The organism is Paenibacillus faecis (assembly GCF_008084145.1).
GTDB classification, from domain to species: domain Bacteria; phylum Bacillota; class Bacilli; order Paenibacillales; family Paenibacillaceae; genus Fontibacillus; species Fontibacillus faecis.
Genome location: NZ_VSDO01000005.1, coordinates 408,529 through 428,508, shown reverse-complemented (window position 1 = coordinate 428,508; position 19,980 = coordinate 408,529). Strand labels below are relative to the sequence as shown.

Here is a 19,980-nt window from a genome sequence, read left to right as displayed (position 1 = left end):
AAAGCCGGAGCAGCGTATAATACGCGCCCCGGCTTGTTTGTGAGTTAGTAATTACCGTGATCCCTTCCTCTTCCTAAGTCCCAATTTGTCTAAAATATCAACCCTCTGAACTTCCAAAAGAACAGTATAATCATGATTCGGACAAATAATGGATGGATGCTTTCCTGTATCTGGACCTTGATAGATAAGGATTTCACCGCATGTTGGGCACGGTACTTTTTCACCCTTTAAAACCCTGTTGTCAATATCCTTGAATACGTCGTATTCATGGGGATTCATATCTATTACACGTTTGAATTTCATGATTTCAATCAAGAGCTCCGTATTTACGTTGTCGAGGGAAAGATTTAAAATCTCCTCAAAATCCGCTTTCCTTTTTGGATTTACCAGCCATTCATCGAGTTCGACATCTTTTAATCCGGGAGGCAAATGCTCGAAATCGTCCCACCATTTATTCATAGCCTGAAGTAACCAACCGTATTGTCTAGGGTTCTCCGAAACTTTTCTATCCAATGCGATAAAAATGTGTTTTAACGCATCTCCTAGCTGGGCATCTTGAATATACTGTGTATTGTCTCGATAACGGATTGCGCTTTGGGCCACTTTAGATCGCCTTCTTTATTAAGTCTTGGATGGATCAAGCAAACAAAGTCAATAGCTTGAGTTTACTTGACACGATTTATGGATATATCCTCATCGGGCAGTGCTAACCTTATTTTCAACAGCAACATCTCTTGAAAGGTACCCGCTATTAAAGTACCCGGTATTTTTTTACATAGATCAGATACCTTTTGTAGAGTAAGGCTTAATGCATCACGTAATTTTCTTAAAAAACGAGATTTATTCTCCCCATGCTTCAAAATGACTAATTCCCATTCTCCCTCTTGTTCTAGAATTGCTTTTCTTACTTCATTTGGAGTCTGGTCTCCCCAATCATCACTTACAACCTCATTCCCGCAATTGACACAACTGTAAGCCTCGCTCCAAGCTATTGCATTGTTTACTATGTACTGTTTTACCTGTAATACCACATTCTCACCACAACGAGCACATCTAACTTTCATTACAGCCATTTCATTTATCAAGTCCTTTCATCTGAGCTGTGCCCGGTAGGACAAGAGAGGCGGCAGAACGATCTCCTTGCTATCAGTAAAGATTTCATATTACCGTCCTCAGTTTTTCTTTCGTAACTCATTAACATAATGATCAATCTTTTCTTTATGATCTTCTAAATAATCAGGTAGTGAATTCAGCTTATTCAACGAGATTTCGTTGCAGTTTTCCCACCACTCAGGTACTTGTACAGTACCATGTGAGAAGCTTTTACAACCACTGCACCAAATCCACATTCCTCCTTTAGGGGACTTTTCATTCCACTTGTGAAAATAGAAATGTACCTGTTTTCTCCCGCAAACCGGACAAATTAACGGAACATCTCCTGCTTTCTTATCCATAATACGGTCGAATACTTGTTCAAGTGTATCGTCTCTATCATTCCACATTTCATCGGCCTCCATTTAATATAAACCGAAATGCCAATTAACCAATTTTAAAATTTGGATGATGATTAGGGAATCTATCCTGTTTCAACATCGGGTCTGTAATTCCAATACTCCTTACTCACCAAGTCATGGCATTCACATTCAACTGTTTTTTGAAAAAGAGGACGCATCGCCCTAACAATAGTCGGACTATCGTATTGTAATTTTCCATTCAACAATATAGCTTCGCCGGCTCCATTATTTATGTGGAACCAGCCTTTACCCTTAAGTTCGTCCTTTTGATAAAACCTTACGGATATCCAGTAACCATTTACTGAATCGGGCCAATTCATTACTTTTATATCGTTTATTGATAGCAACTCAACAGTACTGGCCTCATTGGAAGGTACGAAAATATCCCCATTTGTAGCACTTGATCCAGATTCGTCTAAGGTTGCAGGAATTACTTCTGATAAATAAAACGCATCTTTAGCTTCGGGAGTGGGGATGATATGCCCGCCGAAATTCAGAGCACTGACCCTTTTGCCGCTTCTGATTCCCGTGTATTCCGTAATTCTCAGTTGTTCTACATCCAGTGGGATTATAGTTGATGGAGTGACTTTTTTATCTCGAAGTTTCAAAGGACGTAAGGAATGTTCTAATAAGATAAACAGACTTAATATCTCCTTTCGATATTTAATTGGGGTTTAAATAGGACCCCGCCCATATATCTGTAAAAATCATGCAGCAATTCTTCTACTCAGGGCCAATACTACAATCTATTGATAATAGAACGTTTAAAAACCATCTTCCTCGTAAGGGTAATTCAATAGCGCTAAATTTTCTTTTGTCATATACCATATTCGATACTCATCTAAATTACTGTTATCAAATCTCCAATTCTTCCAAATCTGATTAATGTATTGCATTTATTTTTATCTACTTCACCAATGATATTTGTTACTTCTCTCCTCATTAATTTTCAGGCCTTCAATAATACAAAAAAAGCCAGCAAATTAGCGGCTTCTAATGGAATGATGTTCGTGTCCTTCGACACCTCGGTTCAGTAAATTCCAAAATTGTTCAACCATGACCGATGGGGGATATGGCATCGAACGGATTATCCACCATTCCAATATACCCACTGTTGCTGAAGTTAAAAACTGTACCGTAATGTCCCTGTTTATTTCCTTATCGAGATTGATTGAATCCAGATACTCACTCAGATTTTCCCCGAACATGGTCTCCATTTGATTTCGAAATACAGTGCTTCCCTTACTCTTCAGCATTAAGGAGTAGAAAGAAGCATGTTGTTCCAAATGTTCAAAACTGTGAAGTAATGCGGTTTTGGAAGGGAGATGAACCAGGTCATCTCCAGACATACAATGTCGAAGTAACTGGTTAATTTGAGCTGCTATACATTGCTCGCGCAGATCGTGCTTGTCATTGAAATGCAAATACACCGTTCCTCGATTGACATTTGCTTCTATCGCAATTTGATTGATCGTTATGCTCTCGAATTCCTTTTCAGACATAACCTCATAAAAGCATCCATAATCGCTTGTCTCGATTTTTGAATACGCCTGGCCATATCCTTCTCCCCTTTATCCTATCCCCAAAATGATCACTTCGAAGCCCGCTGTTGAAAAATCAACAACCGAGCTCGTTTTAACCATTGAGCCCCATTTATCACCCTGATACATTCACTATATAAAACATATTTTGATAATTCAACATGTGTTCAAATCAAGAGGAGGGTATGATCGTGAAACTTACAGGAAACACGATTTTCATTACCGGTGGCGGTTCGGGGATTGGACGTGCGTTAGCAGAAGCACTCCACCATCTTGGAAATAAAGTTATTATCTCTGGCCGAAGTAAAGAGCGTTTGGAGGAGACAATCAAAGGGAATCCCGGCATGTCCGCAATGGAATTAAATGTACAAGACCCTGCCAGTATAGAGGGGGCAGCCAAGCAATTAATCGAAGAATTCCCGGATTTGAATGTCTTGATTAACAACGCAGGCATCATTCAACCCGATAACGCAGCGGGTGTGATCAATGAGGATGTTTTGGTTTCGACAGTCGCCACAAACTTGCTAGGTTCGATTCGGTTGACTTCTGCGTTAATCGAACATCTGAAGTCCAAGGAAGAAGCCGTTGTCATTAACACAACTTCGATACTTGGATTTGTTCCGTTAGCGGCAACTGCTGTATACTCCGCGACGAAGGCAGCACTTCATACCTATACACTTTCCCAAAGATACCTGCTTAAAGACACATCGGTAAAAGTAATAGAGATGGTGCCGCCATGGGTTCAAAGCAACAACAATGAACCGCGTGCCATGCCACTTGCGGCATACATTGAAGCAACGATAAAGATACTTGGTACGGAAACAGATGAAGTTGTGGTCGAAGAAGCGAAAATGTTTCGAAATAACCCTGGCCCGAACGAGGGGGTTTTTGTGACCCAGCTTAACGATACGATGAAGTCTGAACCTCCAAAGATTCATTAATCCAGCCCAGCCTCGGGGAGTCTTCTCCGTTCACGAAGCCTCTATCTTCCGTGGGATATGACGAGGATTTTAGTCTAGGGTGTGTACGCAAACTGTAAATTAAGGAAACAAGTTTGCGTACAGTCCCTAGCTCGCATTGTGGAATTATTCGATCATACTGTTGTGAACAGACCTCCACTAATTCTCGATAAATTCCATACATATTATTTATGAGTTTATTTTTTATCCAAACCCAAATTTTCAATCACGTTGTTCCCTTTATAGTCAATCATTACTTTGAAATCGTTATTTGGACAAAAAACAGAAGGATGTTTCCCACTTCCCAATTTATTTATAATAAGCAGTTCACCACACTTTGGACAGTACACTTCTTCTCCAGCCATAGCTCTATCAGCAATTTGTTGTAAAACTCTAATCTCCTTTATAAATTCATTTTCATTCATATCTTTCTTTACTCCTTTCTGTATGGTAGCTCCGGATAAAGTCTATCCACCTGATTGATGATATTCCGAATCTCCCCAAATGATAAATTCGGATTTAGGTGTTTCGCCTCTCGAATATGCGCTATTACTTCTTCCCTACGAGTATAAGTTGCCGAGTTGATTCTATTGTGGGTAACTTCATGTATAATTATTTGTGCCGTCTTTTGTACCGATTGTGTATTTGCCACATAAACAATAGATTTATCAGCTCCAAACGCCTGTCCATATACTCCTTGTTTTTTACTGTAATCTAATAGGATTCTAATTTTATTTTCTACAATTAAGTCAAGTGTTTCTCTTCCAATCTCCGACTTTCTAAGTTCACGATGCAAATTTTTAGGCGCAATCCGCTGACCATCTAACGCAAAGTCGTTTATAAACATTTCACTTGGTCTAGCTTCTTTCGTCCCCTCAATCCCCTTCCCCTCTACCTTATCCAACTCCGTAGTCGTGTTAACCTTAAACGCTCCACTACTTTTATTCAAATCGGGAATGGAAGGCTTGGTGGGTTTCATTTTAACCGGACTTGTAAGCATAGCCGCCAGGCCGATGCTGTTTAGCCAATGCTCCTTGGAATAGGCTTCTTCCGGATTAACGGCACCTACAAACGTTTGATGCACCCCGGATAATACCCCTGAAGATAACCAATCTATATAGTCATAAGTTGATTCGTTCCGCTTCTCCCCTCGAGCTACATAGCCATCGTAAATCCCCTTGGGAATGCCCATGGTCAGGTAGTTCAAAAAATCGCCCGGCGAATCAAACGCCTTCTGAAACCGCGCATCGGAGGCGGCCAGCATATCGGAGCCGATTTCCTTGAAGCTGTCGATGGACTTTTCAAATCCGTTTCTCGTGTCTTTGGATTTTCCCAACATGTCCGGAATATAGCACATATTAAAAAGATTAGGGGTCTGCTCGATGAGTCCCTTTTCCAAATAAATCAGGTTCAGCAGCTTGTAGTCTATTTTACCATCAACCCCAAAGCTGTGTTGCAGTTCCTTCGCAAGCTCGCTGCTGTTGAACTCCGCTTGAAAGGCCTCGATCGCTTGCAGCAGTTCGGGAGTATACTCCCCCGTAATCTCACCGTGAAAAAGCCCCTTCTCAGCTAAATGCTGCTGCACATACTCGATGTTCGGTTTCGGTATGGCTTCGTTATACTGTGCCATTTTCAGGGCGATTTCCTTGCGTTTGGCCTCCGCCGCGATCGCACCCGCCTCGATCTGGTCATAACGTTCCCGCGCCCAGGCTTGATACTTGCTATGGGTCATCCCCAAAGCGATAGCAAATCGCTGCTCGCTTATGGTCGGCATCACCGAGCCGTCGGTCTTGTACGGATCATATCTCAAGGCATCCAAAGGCGACCCGGAATAAAGCGCCCTTAAATCGACCTCCGCGGCGTACCACTTCTCCGACACCCCTAACTCTTTTAGCTGGGCCCGGGCCTCAACCGCCAATTGATGCACTTCCTCCATATACTTGGCATTCCCGAATTTGCCATAGACCGCATATTCCATCTGACACCGGGCGATTCGGTCAAAAGCGTTCACGATCAGCGTAAGCTGTTGTTCCGCCAATCGCTGTTCTTCCAACGTTCCATGCTGGAGCATCTCCAAGTACGCCTTGATTTGCTCATCTTCCCTAAACCGGCTCAGTTTCGCTTGAAGCGTGAGTTCCTTGGCTTGCTGCAGGGCTAGTTTGACCAGGTCGAATGGACTATATCGTTTCACTAAGTCAAAAAAGCGCTGAGATAGCTGCTTGGGTCCTATAACGAATTTCAGCAGGCTCTTCTTCACAAGATCCTGGCTCTTACGCTCGACTTCTATGTACTCTTCCGCCGCCGTTTTAAGTGCATGGCCCTTACTATGTAAACGATCATGTAATTGCCTGGCGTGGTTTCGAGTGTCCGTCAGCACGGCTTCGACCTCAGCAAGCGCCGATTGCACGCCATACTCCGGATAACCCGCCCTCACTTGAGAGGCGACATTCCTCAACTCCGACTCCAGCTTCGTTACCCGTTCCTCCAAAATTTGTTCCAGACGCCTCATATCGTTAGATAACTGAAGCAGCCGATCCGGATCGACACTTTGCTTCAAGCTCATTTCCTTCACCCGCTTTACCCGTTACATTTATTTACAAATGCTAAGACCAGAATAGCAGGGTTGGAAAATTTTATCATGATGCAGATGAACTAGCTCCTTTACTTCAAAGGGAAGTTAAGATAAGCTGAACACAACTGAAATTAGCAGTACGTACTTCTTTGGTAGGTATTACCCGAAAGGATAGTGTAGATATGGGGATGACGGACTATAAAGGAAAGGTTAGGCGGATCGAGGACACCCCTTTTGGCTATACCCTTTCCGTGATTGGCGGCAAGTGGAAAATGGTGATCATCTATCTTTTGGCAGAGAATCAACCGGTTCGTTTCAATGATCTGAAACGCCAAATCGGGGCGATTACCTATAAAACCTTGAGTGCGCAGCTCAAAGAACTGGAAGCGGACGGCCTGGTCCTGAGAAAAGAATACCCTCAAGTTCCCCCGAAGGTGGAGTACCGCCTCACCGAAAAGGCGGAAACTTTATTGCCCGTGCTGGAAGGATTATGTGAGTGGGGAGCGAAGAATCAACATACTTAAAAAAGTTCTTCCTTTGCGGCGCATACTTCCATCATTATCAACGTTCCCAGCTGAAACCCGTGCACAAATGAGGCGGTGGCATACATCGACTCCGACTGACCGCGTAAATCGAGCAGCTTTTCTAGCTGGTTAAAATCGTCGGGAGACAGTTTTTCCTTCCAGAAGCACATAGCATCGGATATGCTATTGTTTATGTTGCGGTACTCGGGATTTTGGGGAAGGATGTTTTCCTCTGGACGGAGGTTACCGTAAAAGAGTGCTTCCAGGACACTTTTCACTTTATCATCTCCCTTTTATTAATGAACTTCAGTGTCAGTGACTCAAGTCTTGATAAATGCTATGTAACGGTATTCCGTACCACATTTTCATTCTATCACGCTCCTCCGTTACAAACAAGAGGGCATTAGGGATTTTTTTTAGAAAAAAATGGAGGGTCAAAACCGTTAGAAAGGTGGATTTCAATGCCGATTCGGCTTCGTTTGAAGGAGATTTTAGAAGAACGGGGAATGAGCCAACGGGAACTCGCACGTAGGATGAACATCCGACCAAGCACGATTAGTCATCTTTGCTCCGATAAAGTCAATGCCGCCTATTTTGATACCCTGGAACAAATCTGCAAAACGCTTAACATTGGCTTGCATGAACTTCTGATAATGGAAGAAGTGGAAGAAGATTAAGATGGCTGAAAGCAAAAAAGGCTTATTCCTCTATCATGTAATGGGAATAGGCCTTTTTATATTTACACAATCTATCTAAGGGCAAGTCCCCCATCCGCAATCTCAAAAATCGATATGGGATATGACCCTTCCATCCATCGTTTTTTGAGTAATGCCAATCAACTCTTTTTGATCGTCATATTCATAATATTCAACCATTGTCGGTTCATAGTTGTTCTTGGAGTATAACGATACCTCCTTAACTATATCGCCCAGCGAATCGTAGTACGTTTCACGAACAAAAAGCAATTTCCCATTTTCAAACAGATGCCCGCGTTTCTTATATCCTTCGTTTGTCGTTTCCTGCACTGCTAAAAAGTCTGCGGTTACATTCCCATACTCTTTTAAATGCACTGCTAAAAGTTCCGCAAAGTTTGTTCCACAATTTTCGTATCTAACTACGAGCACAGCACCTTTTTTAATTAATTCCGTTTTAATTAATTCATCTTTTGCAGAGTAAAATTCTTTACTGTATTCCTCATCATTAGTTATGCATTCCTCATTAATAAACTCTCCAAACTCTCCAAGATTATTTTTAAATCTAATTATATGTACCATTTTGCATCACCTGTTCCTTCAGTTTATCTTTTCCCAGCCACTCTCGCTTTTCTTCTCGTATGTAATAACCTCCTCAGCCGGAAACCTGTTCCCCAGCATTTCACTGACTTGGGACTTCCTAAAATCAATGGATTCATGCCTCTTACATATATGCCAGCGACACCGCCATCAACCTGCTCAAGGAAAAACACATGATCTAACCTCTCGTTATCCTCCTCATCATGTAAATAAATCATATTTAAAATTTCCTTTTGATCGAAGTAAGGATCGAACTTTCTTGTGAAAGATAATATATAAGGATTCATATTCAACCCCTCATTCCAAGCCCTATTCTTATAACAACTTGAATTTTCTCCACATACGCTCAATGCTTTGCCGGTCAGCAGTCCTAGATTGGGGAATTTTATCTAATAAATTTGGATAGAAATCATTTAGAAACCCAAAAATAACTTTTTTAAATTCACCTAACGGGAGACGCACGCTGCCATCTGCTTGACTAAAAATAACCTGACTATCTCTATAGATAGAATTATCCCACACTATTTCAATTTCCCGCTCGACACGTCTAAAATATATATTAGGTAAATAGGAGCCTCCTCTACTTGAAAACCAATTATGCCGCATTGTCCACGAACTCTTTGCATGGTACCAATAGTACTCCTCGTCATCTTCTTCCGGAACGTGTCTCTCACTATTTAAAATCAACTCTTGCACGCTATCTCCCTTCACCGGGAGTGGATAAGGGTCATAACCCAAAACATAAATTAAATTACTACTGAACCAACCGACAATATTGTCCAAATACCAAACATATTTATAGGTTTCATTTTCGACCTCATGTTCACAAATATTTTTACCATCAACGATTAGTGCAAAGTTTCCCCATGACTCCTTTAAATATCCACTATCATCAATAGGATTATCCAAAAGGGAATACTCAATAGAGAAAAGTTGGGGATTGCCAAATCTCTTGACTTCTATCTTCTTCTCCCCCTTTATTGTTTGATCCTCGTTCCCACTATTCATTCGCAAAGTTCACTTCTCGAAATGAGTAATTCAGAATTTTTTTAAATTCTCCCTAGTAATATACTTAATTCGATACTCATCCAAGTTAGTGTTAACCAGCGTGATACTATTTTTTCTTTTCATTACCGAAAAAGAACAGTCATCCAATAAGAGTATATCTCCAGCGATAGCCTTCAATAAGCGACCAATCAACTCGAGCAATTTCAACCACCCAATTTCAAATGTTTTTGAAAGCAATTGAACACTAATATGAATATTTGTATCGACGTAATGATATCTGGCATTCATCTCACGATACTCTTCTCTGTCTTCATCATCTAACTCAATATGTATTGTAAAATACTTACCATTAACATATAAATAATGATATCCTAGCTCACTCCGTACCTTTACACACTTTATTTCCTCGTTCAATATACCACTCAGCATTTTACTTAATAGATCCCCTAAACTCATAACATCTAGCTTAGTATTAAGAAATAAATCGTAGTCCATTCCAATCCACCTCCATAAATGGCTTGCAAAGTTCCCTGAAGATAAGGATAAGCCCCCCCATTCTATCAGGAACTTAATTTTGGATGTCTATAGCACCAGTTACCATCGTAAGGTTGTTTCTTTATTTTTTCCAAGTCCTCGAGTGTATAGAACCAATCTTCTTCTACCCATACTTTGGCACGTGGATAAACTTTCAGAATACCGTAAACGAATCGCAATAGCAGATCTTCATTCTCCCAAAAATCATCGGATTCCATGGCCTTGAAATATTCCTCACCTGTATCATCCCATTTGAAACTAACGGTTTGATATTCATAAGGTTCATCAAACAGGCTAAAACAAAGCGGTCTCGAACACTCCTCTGTGAATGGAAAATCGCTGATATAAACACGACAGTATTTAAGATCCCCGTTAATCGTATATTTTTCTTCCTCCGTATCAAAGTAAAGGTGATCACGTATGCAAAGGTTATTAATGCTCCACAGGAGGTCGTTTGCCGCAATACTTTTTCCACATTCGAACAATAAAAACGTTGAAATTCCCATTTTCGATCCAGTTCCCCCTACCAAAGATCAAAAGAATCAGGTTTATAAATCCATCTTCCGGCAACGCCTTCGTGAAATTGACCCACATTTTGAAACTTATTCTTGATAACTACTTCTCCAAGATAATTTAAATAACCCTATTTTCCACCAGTCTTCAATCGAAAACCCGCAAGTCCCTCTGAAATCCCTGACCTTCCTTCAAAACAATACAAGAGAAATGTTGGTTGTTTCTTACCGCCTGTTTAACCTCGGCTTTATGATCGGCTCGAAACCAAGTTTCAATTTTCCACAATAAATCAAACCGCTCGAGGATATAGTAGTTGCGAACCTTTTTTTAAGATCGACCGAGTATTCATTCCTTACTCCTTTCCCTGCAACGAAAAAATAACCTCAAATGGATCTTTGCCTTCGAAAAAATCATCATATAACTTCCTTACTTCCGGCGAATCCAAATCCTTTTTCTGCGTATTAATTAACTCGTCGAGCCTCTCCAGAATACGTATTTCCTTTATTGACAGCACGTTTGCCGCAATCAGGGTTTCCTTTCTATTCGGAAGCAAACCTCTGGGCCAACAGTCCGCGTATACCCCCGCATAGGAGTCATACAAGAATGTTATCTGGCTGACTTCCGCATATTTCCGAACATGAGGATGCACCAATAATAAGAACTGGGCAATAATTCCGGAACGCCAGCTTATACTAGACAATTCCTTTGCCTCAGCTAACCATTCCGATCGATCCTTTGACACATTCACCGAATCATCGATTTCTAACCGTGAGAGTATTCGCAATAAATACTCTTTGCTGTCCAGATTTTCAACTAACTTTACGACAGCCTCACTTTTGCTAATCCCGGCATGAAAAAAACCATACAAACATTGAATAATGTCATCGATATTGGCAGCATATTCACGCACACATAGCATATATTCATCAAGGAGTTCCAGACAGTATGACTTATCGACTGCTTCACAACTGTAGAAACACTGGACAAGCGTCTCGATTAATAGCGCCCTATCATACTTATCCTCAATTTTAGGCAGAAGTTCTATGAGGTACTGAACGAATTCTTCTCCATAAAAATCAAGTAAAGGAGGGATATTCTTCATCTTTTCGAGTAGAGTAAAAAAAGTGAGATACTCCTCTGTTTCATGATCCTGCGTTAAATAACGGAATACTTCATTCACAGCACTGACTCTTTCAGCTAGGCTTGCTTCTCTCTTCCACCTCATGGTACTTAAGCTCCTATGATTTGTATATTTAAAGACATACAGGTGATATCGGAAAATCCACCTAGATTATTTAGCAAATATTAACTTTCGCGTTTAAACCAAAAAAGCCCACTCCTAACTCATAGATCAAGTTGGAATGAGCCTGTACTTTTCACGAAATTCAGACTAAGAATGCCCTTTATACTGCTGATTGTCTATTTACATTAAAGGGGTCGACGTTGTTTTCCTCCAATAAGTCCTCAAATTTTTCTGCTCCGTATTTAGCAAAATAATCAAATTCTGATTGAGAGATATAGAAGACCGATAGTATTCTGCCAACCTCATCGTTAGTATGAGTACGAACAACACTATATTCTTCCGGAAAAGCGTAGGGTTCAGTAAAATATATTGCGCTTTTATTGTATTTTTGAACAAACGTGGGATCCAGGTTTTCAATGCCCCGTATCGCTAACCCAGTACCTATTTGCATTTTGTTACCGATACAATAAAATAAAGTGCTTGCTAGAAGATATCCCGTACTCCTAAAAGCCCCATCAACTACCATGGATACCTCAACGTTGGCCCCTACGATTTCCTCATACTTACTTAGTCCAAGTGAATTGTATACCAAACACTGCTCAAAAACATTTTCATATCGGAGAATCTGTATACTTGGCATTTCATTAGTACTTTTAAACACCTCCCGGCCAATAGGCTCCCTTAAAAAATCGCTATAATGGTCATAATAAAGTTCTCCATAGTTAATCATGTTTTTATTCCTTTATAATAAGATTTTGTAGACTGCCTTGTTCAATGGAGAAGCTTCCAAGATCATCTACTATTTCTCGCATTTGTGGTGTTACTGCAAAACAATCCTCTAAATCTATCTCATCATCCAGCAGCGCCCAATAGATAATTGTATTCCAGTGGATCATAGCATCATTTGTAAGAAAGTATCTAATTTTCTGCCACGCCGCATTTTGTTCTTCGCCGTCAGATATTGCATCGTTATATGAACCGACAATCACGATCATGAGGGCGAATTTTTCTTCAACACTTAGCTCTAGACTTTCATAATATGAAATGAATTCCGATAATCTTGTCGGATCGGCCACAATATACTCCCAGTCCTGAAAAGGAATATCATCTGGAAATTCTATTTTACTGCGGAGGTTTTTTATAGCCTCTCCGGTAACAAATTCAGGAAACGAATGTTCCATCTTTATCTTACACCCACTTTTATATACTGTTGATATATATATTTGCGGTAAATGCCCCTCATTTATTCCTCGCGATAATAAAATTTCATTTTTCAGGACTAATAACTCCCTTACGTCGTACTCTTTCCTTAGTGCACTTTTTTCAAAATCGCTCCAGCGATCAAAAGTGAATTATATTACTACATTATATTTATGAATTGTTGTAATAAAGAGAGCCGCTTTATAAGTATTTACCTATATAGAGGCTCTCTTATTTATTAGTGAATTACAATAGCCTATCTAGTCACACTTTTCATAGATCATCCATTACACATAAATCATAATCCAGTTTCATAATCTTCCACCAAATGCGACCAATATCCTTCTTGATCTTCCATAGCTACGTAATCATTCTCATTATATACTTTTTTTAATTCCAGAGCATAATCAAATGAATTGAATTTATTCCTTTCTATCATATTTATTGCTATCTTATTTTTAATGAGATGGAACAAAAAAAATGTCTCTATATTTTTGTTCATTATATATATTTCAGGCTCATGATAGGACGAGCTAGCAAAAAGTTCATCCTCATTTTCTTTTAGAAATAACCCATGCTCACCAAAAGAGAATTGGCCAATTTTTATTATATTGGTATTTTTAAAGGTAATTTTCTCGAATTTTTCGAATTCAAAAAATATAAAATCAGAAAAAACTTTTGGTAATCCGCTACTACTAATAAAGTTTGCATTTTCACGACTTATTCCCACGTTAAGCAAATCATTTAATTTATATTGCCATACATCTTCTCCATAGTATTTAATAATTTCTTTAATATCAAAATCCATATATTTACTCCTTTATTTTTTCTATTTCTTTAGCTAATTCAGCGTTTCCTCGGTCTCTTGAGGCTTTATCGCCATACTCAACACTATAGGTTACTTCAGCATCAGGAAATTCTTCAGCGAGTAACTCTTTGCAATTATGTCCACCAAGAATGCACGGCTCTCTTTCAGTATATACTCTGTAAACTTTATATGTTTTTCCATTTAACTCAGCAGCCTTTTTTTCTTCTACTAAAACTTTTTCGGAATGTACCTTTTTAAATTCTATAGTTCCATCTTTTTTGATAACTGGCCGCGATGTACTTTCTACAATTTTCAAGGTACGAACACCGTCTATTTCAACCTCTGCTACTACGAGATTTCTTAAGTCAAATGCTTTATTCTCAATACGATAATTCTTCGCCAAAGCGCTTAAATCAGACTCACCATATTGAACTTGTATAAGGGGGGGTGAATTAAGAAATCTATTATTTGGCTTATTTTTATCATTCTCCCATATAACGTTTTTATCACCATATTTCCCCCTAAAATAATCATACCATTCATTACCGAATATTGGATTCTTAGGGTTTACCGACTTATATTTTCCTTCCTCATTTGTTACCCATTCAACATTATTTTTTCCATACTTTATCTTGAAGTCCTCGTACCAGTCCTTCCCAAACATAGGACTCTTAGGATTACGGTTGTTTTTCGGTTTGTTTGGGGTAAAACCTGGTGTAAAGACTTCCTCTACTCTATCTACAGACGCCGTTCCCCTGCCTATAGCATAGAAATCATTCGACATTTCTGTGGCGAAAATTTGTTGTTCTAATGACATGGTTGCAAATTGCGCTGATAGTACTTGTTCTAATTGAGTCTTCTCTTCCGGCTCCTCTCCCGTTACCCAGTATATTAATTTATCAACTAACTTATCAATAGGATCCTTCTTTGCTGGTTCAAACCACCATTCAGGTATTTCCTCGTCTCCTCTGAGGCTAACACTCACATTCATTTCCCGCTTCAATCGCTCAACAAACTCTTCAGCCGTCATATCGCTTTTTACGCCGCGGGCAGCCATAAACATCTTCCCCATGAGTCCCGCACCCGCCAGTTCAAACCCAAGCCGTTGCATTGCATCGATCTGCTCTTGAAACGGATTATGCGAAGCTGCTAGAGACCTGCCTAAATTCGCTGCCCGGATCGCCCCCCCTACAAAAGGAAGGCTTGATGCAACAGACATGGCAATGCTGCTTATTTGAGCCACTCCTAAGCCAGCTCTTGCCCCTGTTGCAGCTGCACCCACCCTAGGAAACATGCCGGCCACTTGCAAACCTAACTGCGCCATCCCCAAGATCCCGACTGGTCCACTTGCTTTATCTGTATTTCCCGCCTCTGAGGCAACTTCATCGACAAACGGCACCTCGGGTACGGGAGGCAAGTCTTCTATGTACACTGGTGATTTTTTTAGTCCTTCCACCTGTAAGCTCCCGGCCTTGATGTCCGTTTCCCCATCCAGAATCATGCTGCTGGATTTGCAATGTACATAGATGCCTTCTCCAGCGTTGACTCGGAGGCTGCTTACGGAAGCTAAAATATCTGCATGGCTCTTGAGAATCAGGTCATGCTCACTTTGGAAGGTTAATCCGCTTTTGTCGTCAATTTTCAGGAATACTCTCTCTTGCCTTGCGCTTACGGTAATATCACTACGCTGAAACCGCATCTCCTTCCCGAAAGGAGTGGCCCATACTTTCGTTGCCGGATCTGAAGCTCTATTAGGCAGAGGCGCCCTTCTAAACGAACTTGTGACGATCGCCGATTCTTCTCTGACCGATGGAAAATAGACACGAACAGCGTCACCGGACTCCGGCATACTATACCATCCGCCCCCATGCCCTTCAGCCGCATAAGGAGTTTCATAGGCCAGCCAATGTCTCACCTCTCTTTCACCGTCGAGGGTCAGATGGACCTGAATTTCGCTCCCTTTTACCTCGACCACCGTACCGTCCAGGGAACTGCCTATTAAGGGCGAATTGTATAAAGGTTTTTGCAAGTTTTTTTCACTAGGTGTGAATTGGTACTCATACACGAGCCGGCCTGCTTTAAATTGCCCAGTAAACCCGACAACGGTAAACTCCTTCTCCAAGAATTGTATTTTGTCGCCCAATTTATATAATTGCTCTGTCTCCACCGTGTAAATTTGTTCATCGATTTCGCCTTCCTGGTGGATCGTTTGCTTCCTTATTTCTTCCTCCCGAGCCAGATCCCGATGCAACACATATGGTTGAAGCGCCAACTCCCAATAACGCCCCTCCGGAATTCCTAGAAATAGTTTGGGAGAAGCTGCGGTGACTTCCGGAAATACGGCCGCCCCGAACTGCGAAGCAATCCGACGGATAAATGCCCAATCCGTTTCTTTATACTGTAACACCATTCCCGCCGGTCGCTGATTGTTCAGGATATTATCAAGCTTGTCAGCCCCGTCGTAAGCAGCCAGAACTGTATCCACAATGTCTCGATAAGTCCCTTCCTCCCCCGAAAAAGAACGACTTCTCGGCTCCAAATCCATCAGCATCGAGTAAGTTACGGCACTTAATTCCAAATAATAAACGCCCTGAATGGCACTGATGCTGACCTCTTGTACCAATCCTTGAAACAGAACCCGTCCCGGTTCTCCCTGGTCGTCCACTTCCTGAACGGCTATCGTTTGATGACTAACGGGAAGTTGTATGTAGGTATCTTGTTTGTTATCGGGAATGATTCCCCGTACGAGTAATTGCCCATGTTCATTCAAATTCTGCTCGATCCGCAAATCCGTTAAGGTATGTATCTCATAAGGTGATATAAGCCGGACTTGTCCGTATCCGGCGTAGGCCTGTCCCGTCCCCATAAGCTCCCTCCTCGGCAACCCTCACAACTCTACTCTTCCTCGTGCAATTTCAAATCCCGTTGCTTCAACTCCTGAAGATATTGATTGAAAGCCAGTTCCTCCATGTCTTGGTATCCCGTAAAAAACACTTGATCGACTTGCTCATGATTAAATAAATACAATTGATTCGGATCCAGCCCCTCCGGATACAAACAGGCGATATAATCCCATACTTTTCCTGTGTCCGCTTGGGTCTGCATCCGGCCAAAAATCATGATTTTCTTGTTTCCGCCTTTTAGTTGGACGATAGAACCATTGGGTAAGAAGTGCATAGGAAATAGTCCTTTCATTTTTCCACTTTCTTGATTTTGAAAAAAGACATCTTATCGACTCACTTATTTTTTTCTATCCAGTACCTTTCGTTGGAATGAGCAATCTCTATTAATTCATGAAGTATCTTTTGCCACTGCACTGCAACATCTCGCCGAATATGGATTAAATCAATCATCTGATGCTGGTTTATATATTCCTCAAAAGTTTGGTACTCATCTTCGTCATCCGGATAATCACTATCCCATTTATAAAACGGGCTAATTTCGAGGTATATTTCTCCATCAATATTGTAAATGTATGTCTCAATGCCAACTTCTGTAGGTGTCGACCAGACTATTATTTTCTCGGCTGGATCATAAATATCTCTATTATCGGTTGTAAATAGCTCATGCAAGTAAATATTGTGGTAATAGCCAACCCCTTTATCAACAAATTCCTTGTTAAGTTGAAGCTCATTATTCATTGCTCGTGTAAGCAAATTATAAAGTTGCTTTACTGCCTCATTAATAAAATCATTAACAAATAAATCGTATTCAACATTTCCACCACGCCAATATTTCAAAAATACATCGGTAGTAGGAACAATGTCCTTCTTTTCACAAGGTAAATATAAAAGAATTGCCTGCGACTTCGATATGTCAAGTCTAATTGTATCGACCATTTTTCCCCCGCCTTTATTTGCTTTCAAATTCTTTGATAAGGTCAATTGCTTTTTGAGTTAATTTGCCCTTCCCGCCAACTACTCTCACATAACCTTCATCTGTGAGAGCCGATTTCATAGGTTGGGTTAGTGGTTTTAGATTAGGATCGCTACTTTTCCAAGGTCTTACATGGCCATGGTATACGCCATCAACTGTTTTATCCAATACGACAAAATTACCGTTCGAATCTATCCCTACCCTCCTATCTGTTGTACTTTTTATTTCAAGCGAGTTATCTAATGCGAATTGTCCATCTTGAGGTGCTTTACTTTTTACCGAATTCCCTGTGCTTCCGTGATAACCAGCATTTTCGAATTTCCCATTTTTATACGAGTATTTGGGTTTTGAAGCCCCTCCCCCACCCTTAATCATACTATACAAATCGCTGGCGCTGCTTCCGATATTCTTCGCACCTTGTACGGTTACACTAGAGCCATAGGCAACCCCCGCGGCGGCTGCTACTGCGGCCGGGACCCCGACAGGCGCTGCCACACCTGTTGCGGATATTGCTACCGAACCGCCAAGTCCTACACCAGCCAATATGGTTTCCACAGCCCCGACAACTGTGGTGGCGGTGTGACCGACAATTTCACCTGTTTTCCGGGCAATCGGATGATCCGTCTGAGGTTCGTTGACTAGGATCCCTAGAGTAGTATCCGTTAATGCCGCGTCCCCCGCTCCATAAAGAAACTCCAGAAATACATTTGAATCTGAACCTTCCTCTTCTTCCTTACCTGGAACCTTGCATTCCCCAACATCAACATTCTCACTAAAAACAGGTGCCAAATTCTGCCCGTCATCCAGGATTTTGATCATGCCGCAATATAAACACATATTCGTCGACTCTTTGGTCAATGCCGCATATCCATCAACGATTTTATCTTCCTTACCGTTAAGCCACTCTTTCGTTAATACGGGGACACATGGCGCCTTACGAACACCAAGGATATCGATTCTCCCATTAGCCACTGCCGGGTTTAAAGAGCTTGTACAGTACCCGAAAGGCATCACATTTTGAAAAGGCTCATAATCATTTACGTTCATAAGGGCCTTATCCTTGGTATACACTCCGTGACATAAAGGGAGTTTCAAACGGCCAAGCTGTGTTCCGTAGCTGCAGTGTACGATCGCTCCCGCAACAGCATAGGGAATATGATCTCCTTCAGGTCGTGTCACTCCTTTAGTATGCATTTACACCCCTCCCTAACAAGACTCTTACACACCTTTTCCTGGTGGAATATGCCTTGACTCTTTTAGCGATCTTCCTGTTCCACCGAAATCAGTTTCAGCCCCGTAAAATCTCTTCGCAGTATGCTCTCCGCCAACATCAGATTTACGATGATGTAATGCTCACGAGAACCTTGCAACTGAAAAATAGGATGATTGCCTGCTTTAAAGCTATCAATGACGATTCGCTTCAAAGTTCCATTCGGATGAAACTCACTCTCCGCGGACAAACAAGCTACTTGAGGAAAAGAAGCAAGCCAGTACCAGTACTGCTCCCTTTTTTCAAGATTCATCAAACCGACAGGAGCAAATTTCATTCTTGGGCAAAATTTTTCAGCAAGCTGTTTAAGACGATTGGAGATCAACGGAAGCGGTCTTTCAATGAAATCCACCTCCACTACTTTCTCCGCCTTTTGAATCGGAAATTGCAAATGGATGGACTTATCATTCGCTTCTTCCGGTCGCAAGTCCACTCTCCCCAAAGGCTTTAAAGCCCCATCAATTCGCTGGTCCTGTGTCAACATATAAAAGTCCAAGTTCATTGATCAGTTGTTCCCTTCAGGCTCGGTTCTACTTTCAAACACTTTTTCGCTCCAGTCCATGTATCCCCCAACACGAATTTCAAAGGTATCCTCTTTATCAACTGCAGCATATTCCTGCGTTTCTACCGCTACAGGCAGAGCCGCGCGAATTAGAGCAGAAACAACTTCATGAATGATTCGCGCTTCTTGTAGGCGGAATTTTTCAAAATCGACAGGAGTGACTTTTCCGGCATAAATATGGCTTTGCTCTTTTAGTCTTTGAGCCCAGATCTCCTCCATCCAAAACAAAGGCTTCATCACCCAATTCACTTCATAGATGGATTTAATCGGCGTTCGATCCAACAACCACGTAGCATCCGTTGCCTCTACCAGAAACAAACCCTGATCCTGCTGCAGTTGCGTCCGCAGCAAGGAGTATGTAAAATGAGCGATTTTCCCTTTCGCCCCCCGCTTCTGCTCGTCTGCAATTTGAACACAAAACCGGCAGAAATGACTTATAAACTCGTTCAGCCATTCATTTTTGTTAGATTTAATATGCTCATTGAATAACTTCACGGCTTCCATACGAGCAGGGTTAATAACTTCTGCAATAAATTTCAACCTGGCCTCGCCCATGATCTCCTC

Annotated in this window: 24 protein-coding genes and 2 pseudogenes; 3 read left to right on the top strand and 23 right to left on the bottom strand. The window is 41.2% G+C overall.

Annotation, left to right across the window (positions count from 1 at the left end; all coding sequences use genetic code 11):
* Positions 1-51: 51 nt before the first annotated feature.
* From FRY98_RS23590 to FRY98_RS23570, 5 genes and pseudogenes are all read right to left on the bottom strand, one after another.
* Entirely contained in the window at positions 52-603 is a 552-nt protein-coding gene (locus FRY98_RS23590; RefSeq protein ID WP_148456740.1) for a hypothetical protein, read from the bottom strand.
* A 62-nt stretch (positions 604-665) separates the two neighbouring features.
* A complete protein-coding gene (locus FRY98_RS23585) occupies positions 666-1,073 on the bottom strand; it encodes a hypothetical protein (protein ID WP_148456738.1) in 408 nt (135 codons plus the stop codon).
* A gap of 99 nt (positions 1,074-1,172) precedes the next feature.
* Positions 1,173-1,502 (bottom strand): hypothetical protein, encoded by a 330-nt coding sequence (locus FRY98_RS23580; RefSeq protein ID WP_148456735.1) that lies wholly within the window; start codon positions 1,500-1,502, stop codon positions 1,173-1,175.
* Positions 1,503-1,576: 74 nt separating this feature from the next.
* Complete coding sequence (locus FRY98_RS23575; protein WP_148456733.1) at positions 1,577-2,122, bottom strand: hypothetical protein; 546 nt, start codon at positions 2,120-2,122, stop codon at positions 1,577-1,579.
* 375 nt (positions 2,123-2,497) lie between these two features.
* Positions 2,498-3,072: pseudogene (locus FRY98_RS23570) on the bottom strand (TetR/AcrR family transcriptional regulator).
* 174 nt (positions 3,073-3,246) lie between these two features.
* Between FRY98_RS23570 and FRY98_RS23565 the strand changes: the two are divergent.
* A complete protein-coding gene (locus FRY98_RS23565; RefSeq protein WP_148456731.1) occupies positions 3,247-3,996 on the top strand; it encodes an SDR family oxidoreductase in 750 nt (249 codons plus the stop codon).
* 215 nt (positions 3,997-4,211) lie between these two features.
* Here the strand turns inward: FRY98_RS23565 and FRY98_RS23560 are convergent, their stop codons facing one another.
* Both FRY98_RS23560 and FRY98_RS23555 read right to left on the bottom strand, forming a co-directional pair.
* Entirely contained in the window at positions 4,212-4,439 is a 228-nt protein-coding gene (locus FRY98_RS23560; protein WP_148456729.1) for a hypothetical protein, read from the bottom strand.
* A gap of 8 nt (positions 4,440-4,447) precedes the next feature.
* A complete protein-coding gene (locus FRY98_RS23555) occupies positions 4,448-6,469 on the bottom strand; it encodes a peptidoglycan-binding domain-containing protein (protein WP_148456727.1) in 2,022 nt (673 codons plus the stop codon).
* 299 nt (positions 6,470-6,768) lie between these two features.
* Between FRY98_RS23555 and FRY98_RS23550 the strand changes: the two genes are divergently transcribed.
* Positions 6,769-7,110: a winged helix-turn-helix transcriptional regulator gene (locus tag FRY98_RS23550; protein WP_148456725.1), complete on the top strand. Its 342-nt coding sequence runs from the start codon at positions 6,769-6,771 to the stop codon at positions 7,108-7,110.
* Here FRY98_RS23550 and FRY98_RS23545 read toward each other — a convergent pair.
* Positions 7,107-7,388 carry a DUF6809 family protein gene (locus tag FRY98_RS23545; protein WP_148456723.1) on the bottom strand — a complete coding sequence of 94 codons (282 nt, stop codon included), beginning with the start codon at positions 7,386-7,388 and terminating at the stop codon, positions 7,107-7,109. The two genes, FRY98_RS23550 and FRY98_RS23545, sit on opposite strands and share 4 nt — an antisense overlap.
* Before the next feature lie 183 nt (positions 7,389-7,571).
* On the opposite strand from FRY98_RS23545, the gene FRY98_RS23540 reads away from it, so the two are divergent.
* The gene (locus FRY98_RS23540) at positions 7,572-7,787 is read left to right on the top strand and encodes a helix-turn-helix domain-containing protein (protein ID WP_148456721.1); all 216 of its coding nucleotides are present in this window, start codon (positions 7,572-7,574) and stop codon (positions 7,785-7,787) included.
* 102 nt (positions 7,788-7,889) lie between these two features.
* Here the strand turns inward: FRY98_RS23540 and FRY98_RS23535 are convergent, their stop codons facing one another.
* The 15 genes and pseudogenes from FRY98_RS23535 to FRY98_RS23465 form a co-directional block, all read right to left on the bottom strand.
* The gene (locus FRY98_RS23535) at positions 7,890-8,384 is read right to left on the bottom strand and encodes a hypothetical protein (RefSeq protein ID WP_148456719.1); all 495 of its coding nucleotides are present in this window, start codon (positions 8,382-8,384) and stop codon (positions 7,890-7,892) included.
* 23 nt (positions 8,385-8,407) lie between these two features.
* The gene (locus tag FRY98_RS23530; protein ID WP_225039804.1) at positions 8,408-8,689 is read right to left on the bottom strand and encodes a hypothetical protein; all 282 of its coding nucleotides are present in this window, start codon (positions 8,687-8,689) and stop codon (positions 8,408-8,410) included.
* 28 nt (positions 8,690-8,717) lie between these two features.
* A complete protein-coding gene (locus FRY98_RS23525; RefSeq protein ID WP_148456717.1) occupies positions 8,718-9,410 on the bottom strand; it encodes a hypothetical protein in 693 nt (230 codons plus the stop codon).
* 30 nt (positions 9,411-9,440) lie between these two features.
* Positions 9,441-9,905, bottom strand: coding sequence for a hypothetical protein (locus FRY98_RS23520; RefSeq protein ID WP_148456715.1), 465 nt, complete (start codon positions 9,903-9,905; stop codon positions 9,441-9,443).
* 65 nt (positions 9,906-9,970) lie between these two features.
* Entirely contained in the window at positions 9,971-10,450 is a 480-nt protein-coding gene (locus FRY98_RS23515) for a hypothetical protein (RefSeq protein ID WP_148456713.1), read from the bottom strand.
* Positions 10,451-10,809: 359 nt separating this feature from the next.
* Positions 10,810-11,682, bottom strand: a complete 873-nt coding sequence (locus FRY98_RS23510; protein WP_148456711.1) for a hypothetical protein — start codon at positions 11,680-11,682, stop codon at positions 10,810-10,812.
* Between the two features lie 178 nt (positions 11,683-11,860).
* Positions 11,861-12,430: a suppressor of fused domain protein gene (locus FRY98_RS23505; protein ID WP_148456709.1), complete on the bottom strand. Its 570-nt coding sequence runs from the start codon at positions 12,428-12,430 to the stop codon at positions 11,861-11,863.
* 4 nt (positions 12,431-12,434) lie between these two features.
* Positions 12,435-12,881 (bottom strand): hypothetical protein, encoded by a 447-nt coding sequence (locus FRY98_RS29105; protein ID WP_225039806.1) that lies wholly within the window; start codon positions 12,879-12,881, stop codon positions 12,435-12,437.
* A gap of 317 nt (positions 12,882-13,198) precedes the next feature.
* Complete coding sequence (locus FRY98_RS23495; protein ID WP_148456707.1) at positions 13,199-13,708, bottom strand: hypothetical protein; 510 nt, start codon at positions 13,706-13,708, stop codon at positions 13,199-13,201.
* A gap of 4 nt (positions 13,709-13,712) precedes the next feature.
* The gene (locus FRY98_RS23490; RefSeq protein WP_148456705.1) at positions 13,713-16,574 is read right to left on the bottom strand and encodes a nucleic acid/nucleotide deaminase domain-containing protein; all 2,862 of its coding nucleotides are present in this window, start codon (positions 16,572-16,574) and stop codon (positions 13,713-13,715) included.
* 29 nt (positions 16,575-16,603) lie between these two features.
* Complete coding sequence (locus tag FRY98_RS23485) at positions 16,604-16,885, bottom strand: DUF4176 domain-containing protein (RefSeq protein WP_148456703.1); 282 nt, start codon at positions 16,883-16,885, stop codon at positions 16,604-16,606.
* Positions 16,886-16,944: 59 nt separating this feature from the next.
* A complete protein-coding gene (locus FRY98_RS23480) occupies positions 16,945-17,547 on the bottom strand; it encodes a hypothetical protein (RefSeq protein ID WP_148456701.1) in 603 nt (200 codons plus the stop codon).
* Between the two features lie 823 nt (positions 17,548-18,370).
* Positions 18,371-18,778: pseudogene (locus FRY98_RS29100) on the bottom strand (DUF4280 domain-containing protein); the annotation flags it as partial.
* Positions 18,779-18,840: 62 nt separating this feature from the next.
* A complete protein-coding gene (locus FRY98_RS23470) occupies positions 18,841-19,356 on the bottom strand; it encodes a serine protease (RefSeq protein WP_148456699.1) in 516 nt (171 codons plus the stop codon).
* A gap of 3 nt (positions 19,357-19,359) precedes the next feature.
* The gene (locus FRY98_RS23465) at positions 19,360-19,971 is read right to left on the bottom strand and encodes a hypothetical protein (protein ID WP_148456697.1); all 612 of its coding nucleotides are present in this window, start codon (positions 19,969-19,971) and stop codon (positions 19,360-19,362) included.
* Positions 19,972-19,980: the final 9 nt, after the last annotated feature.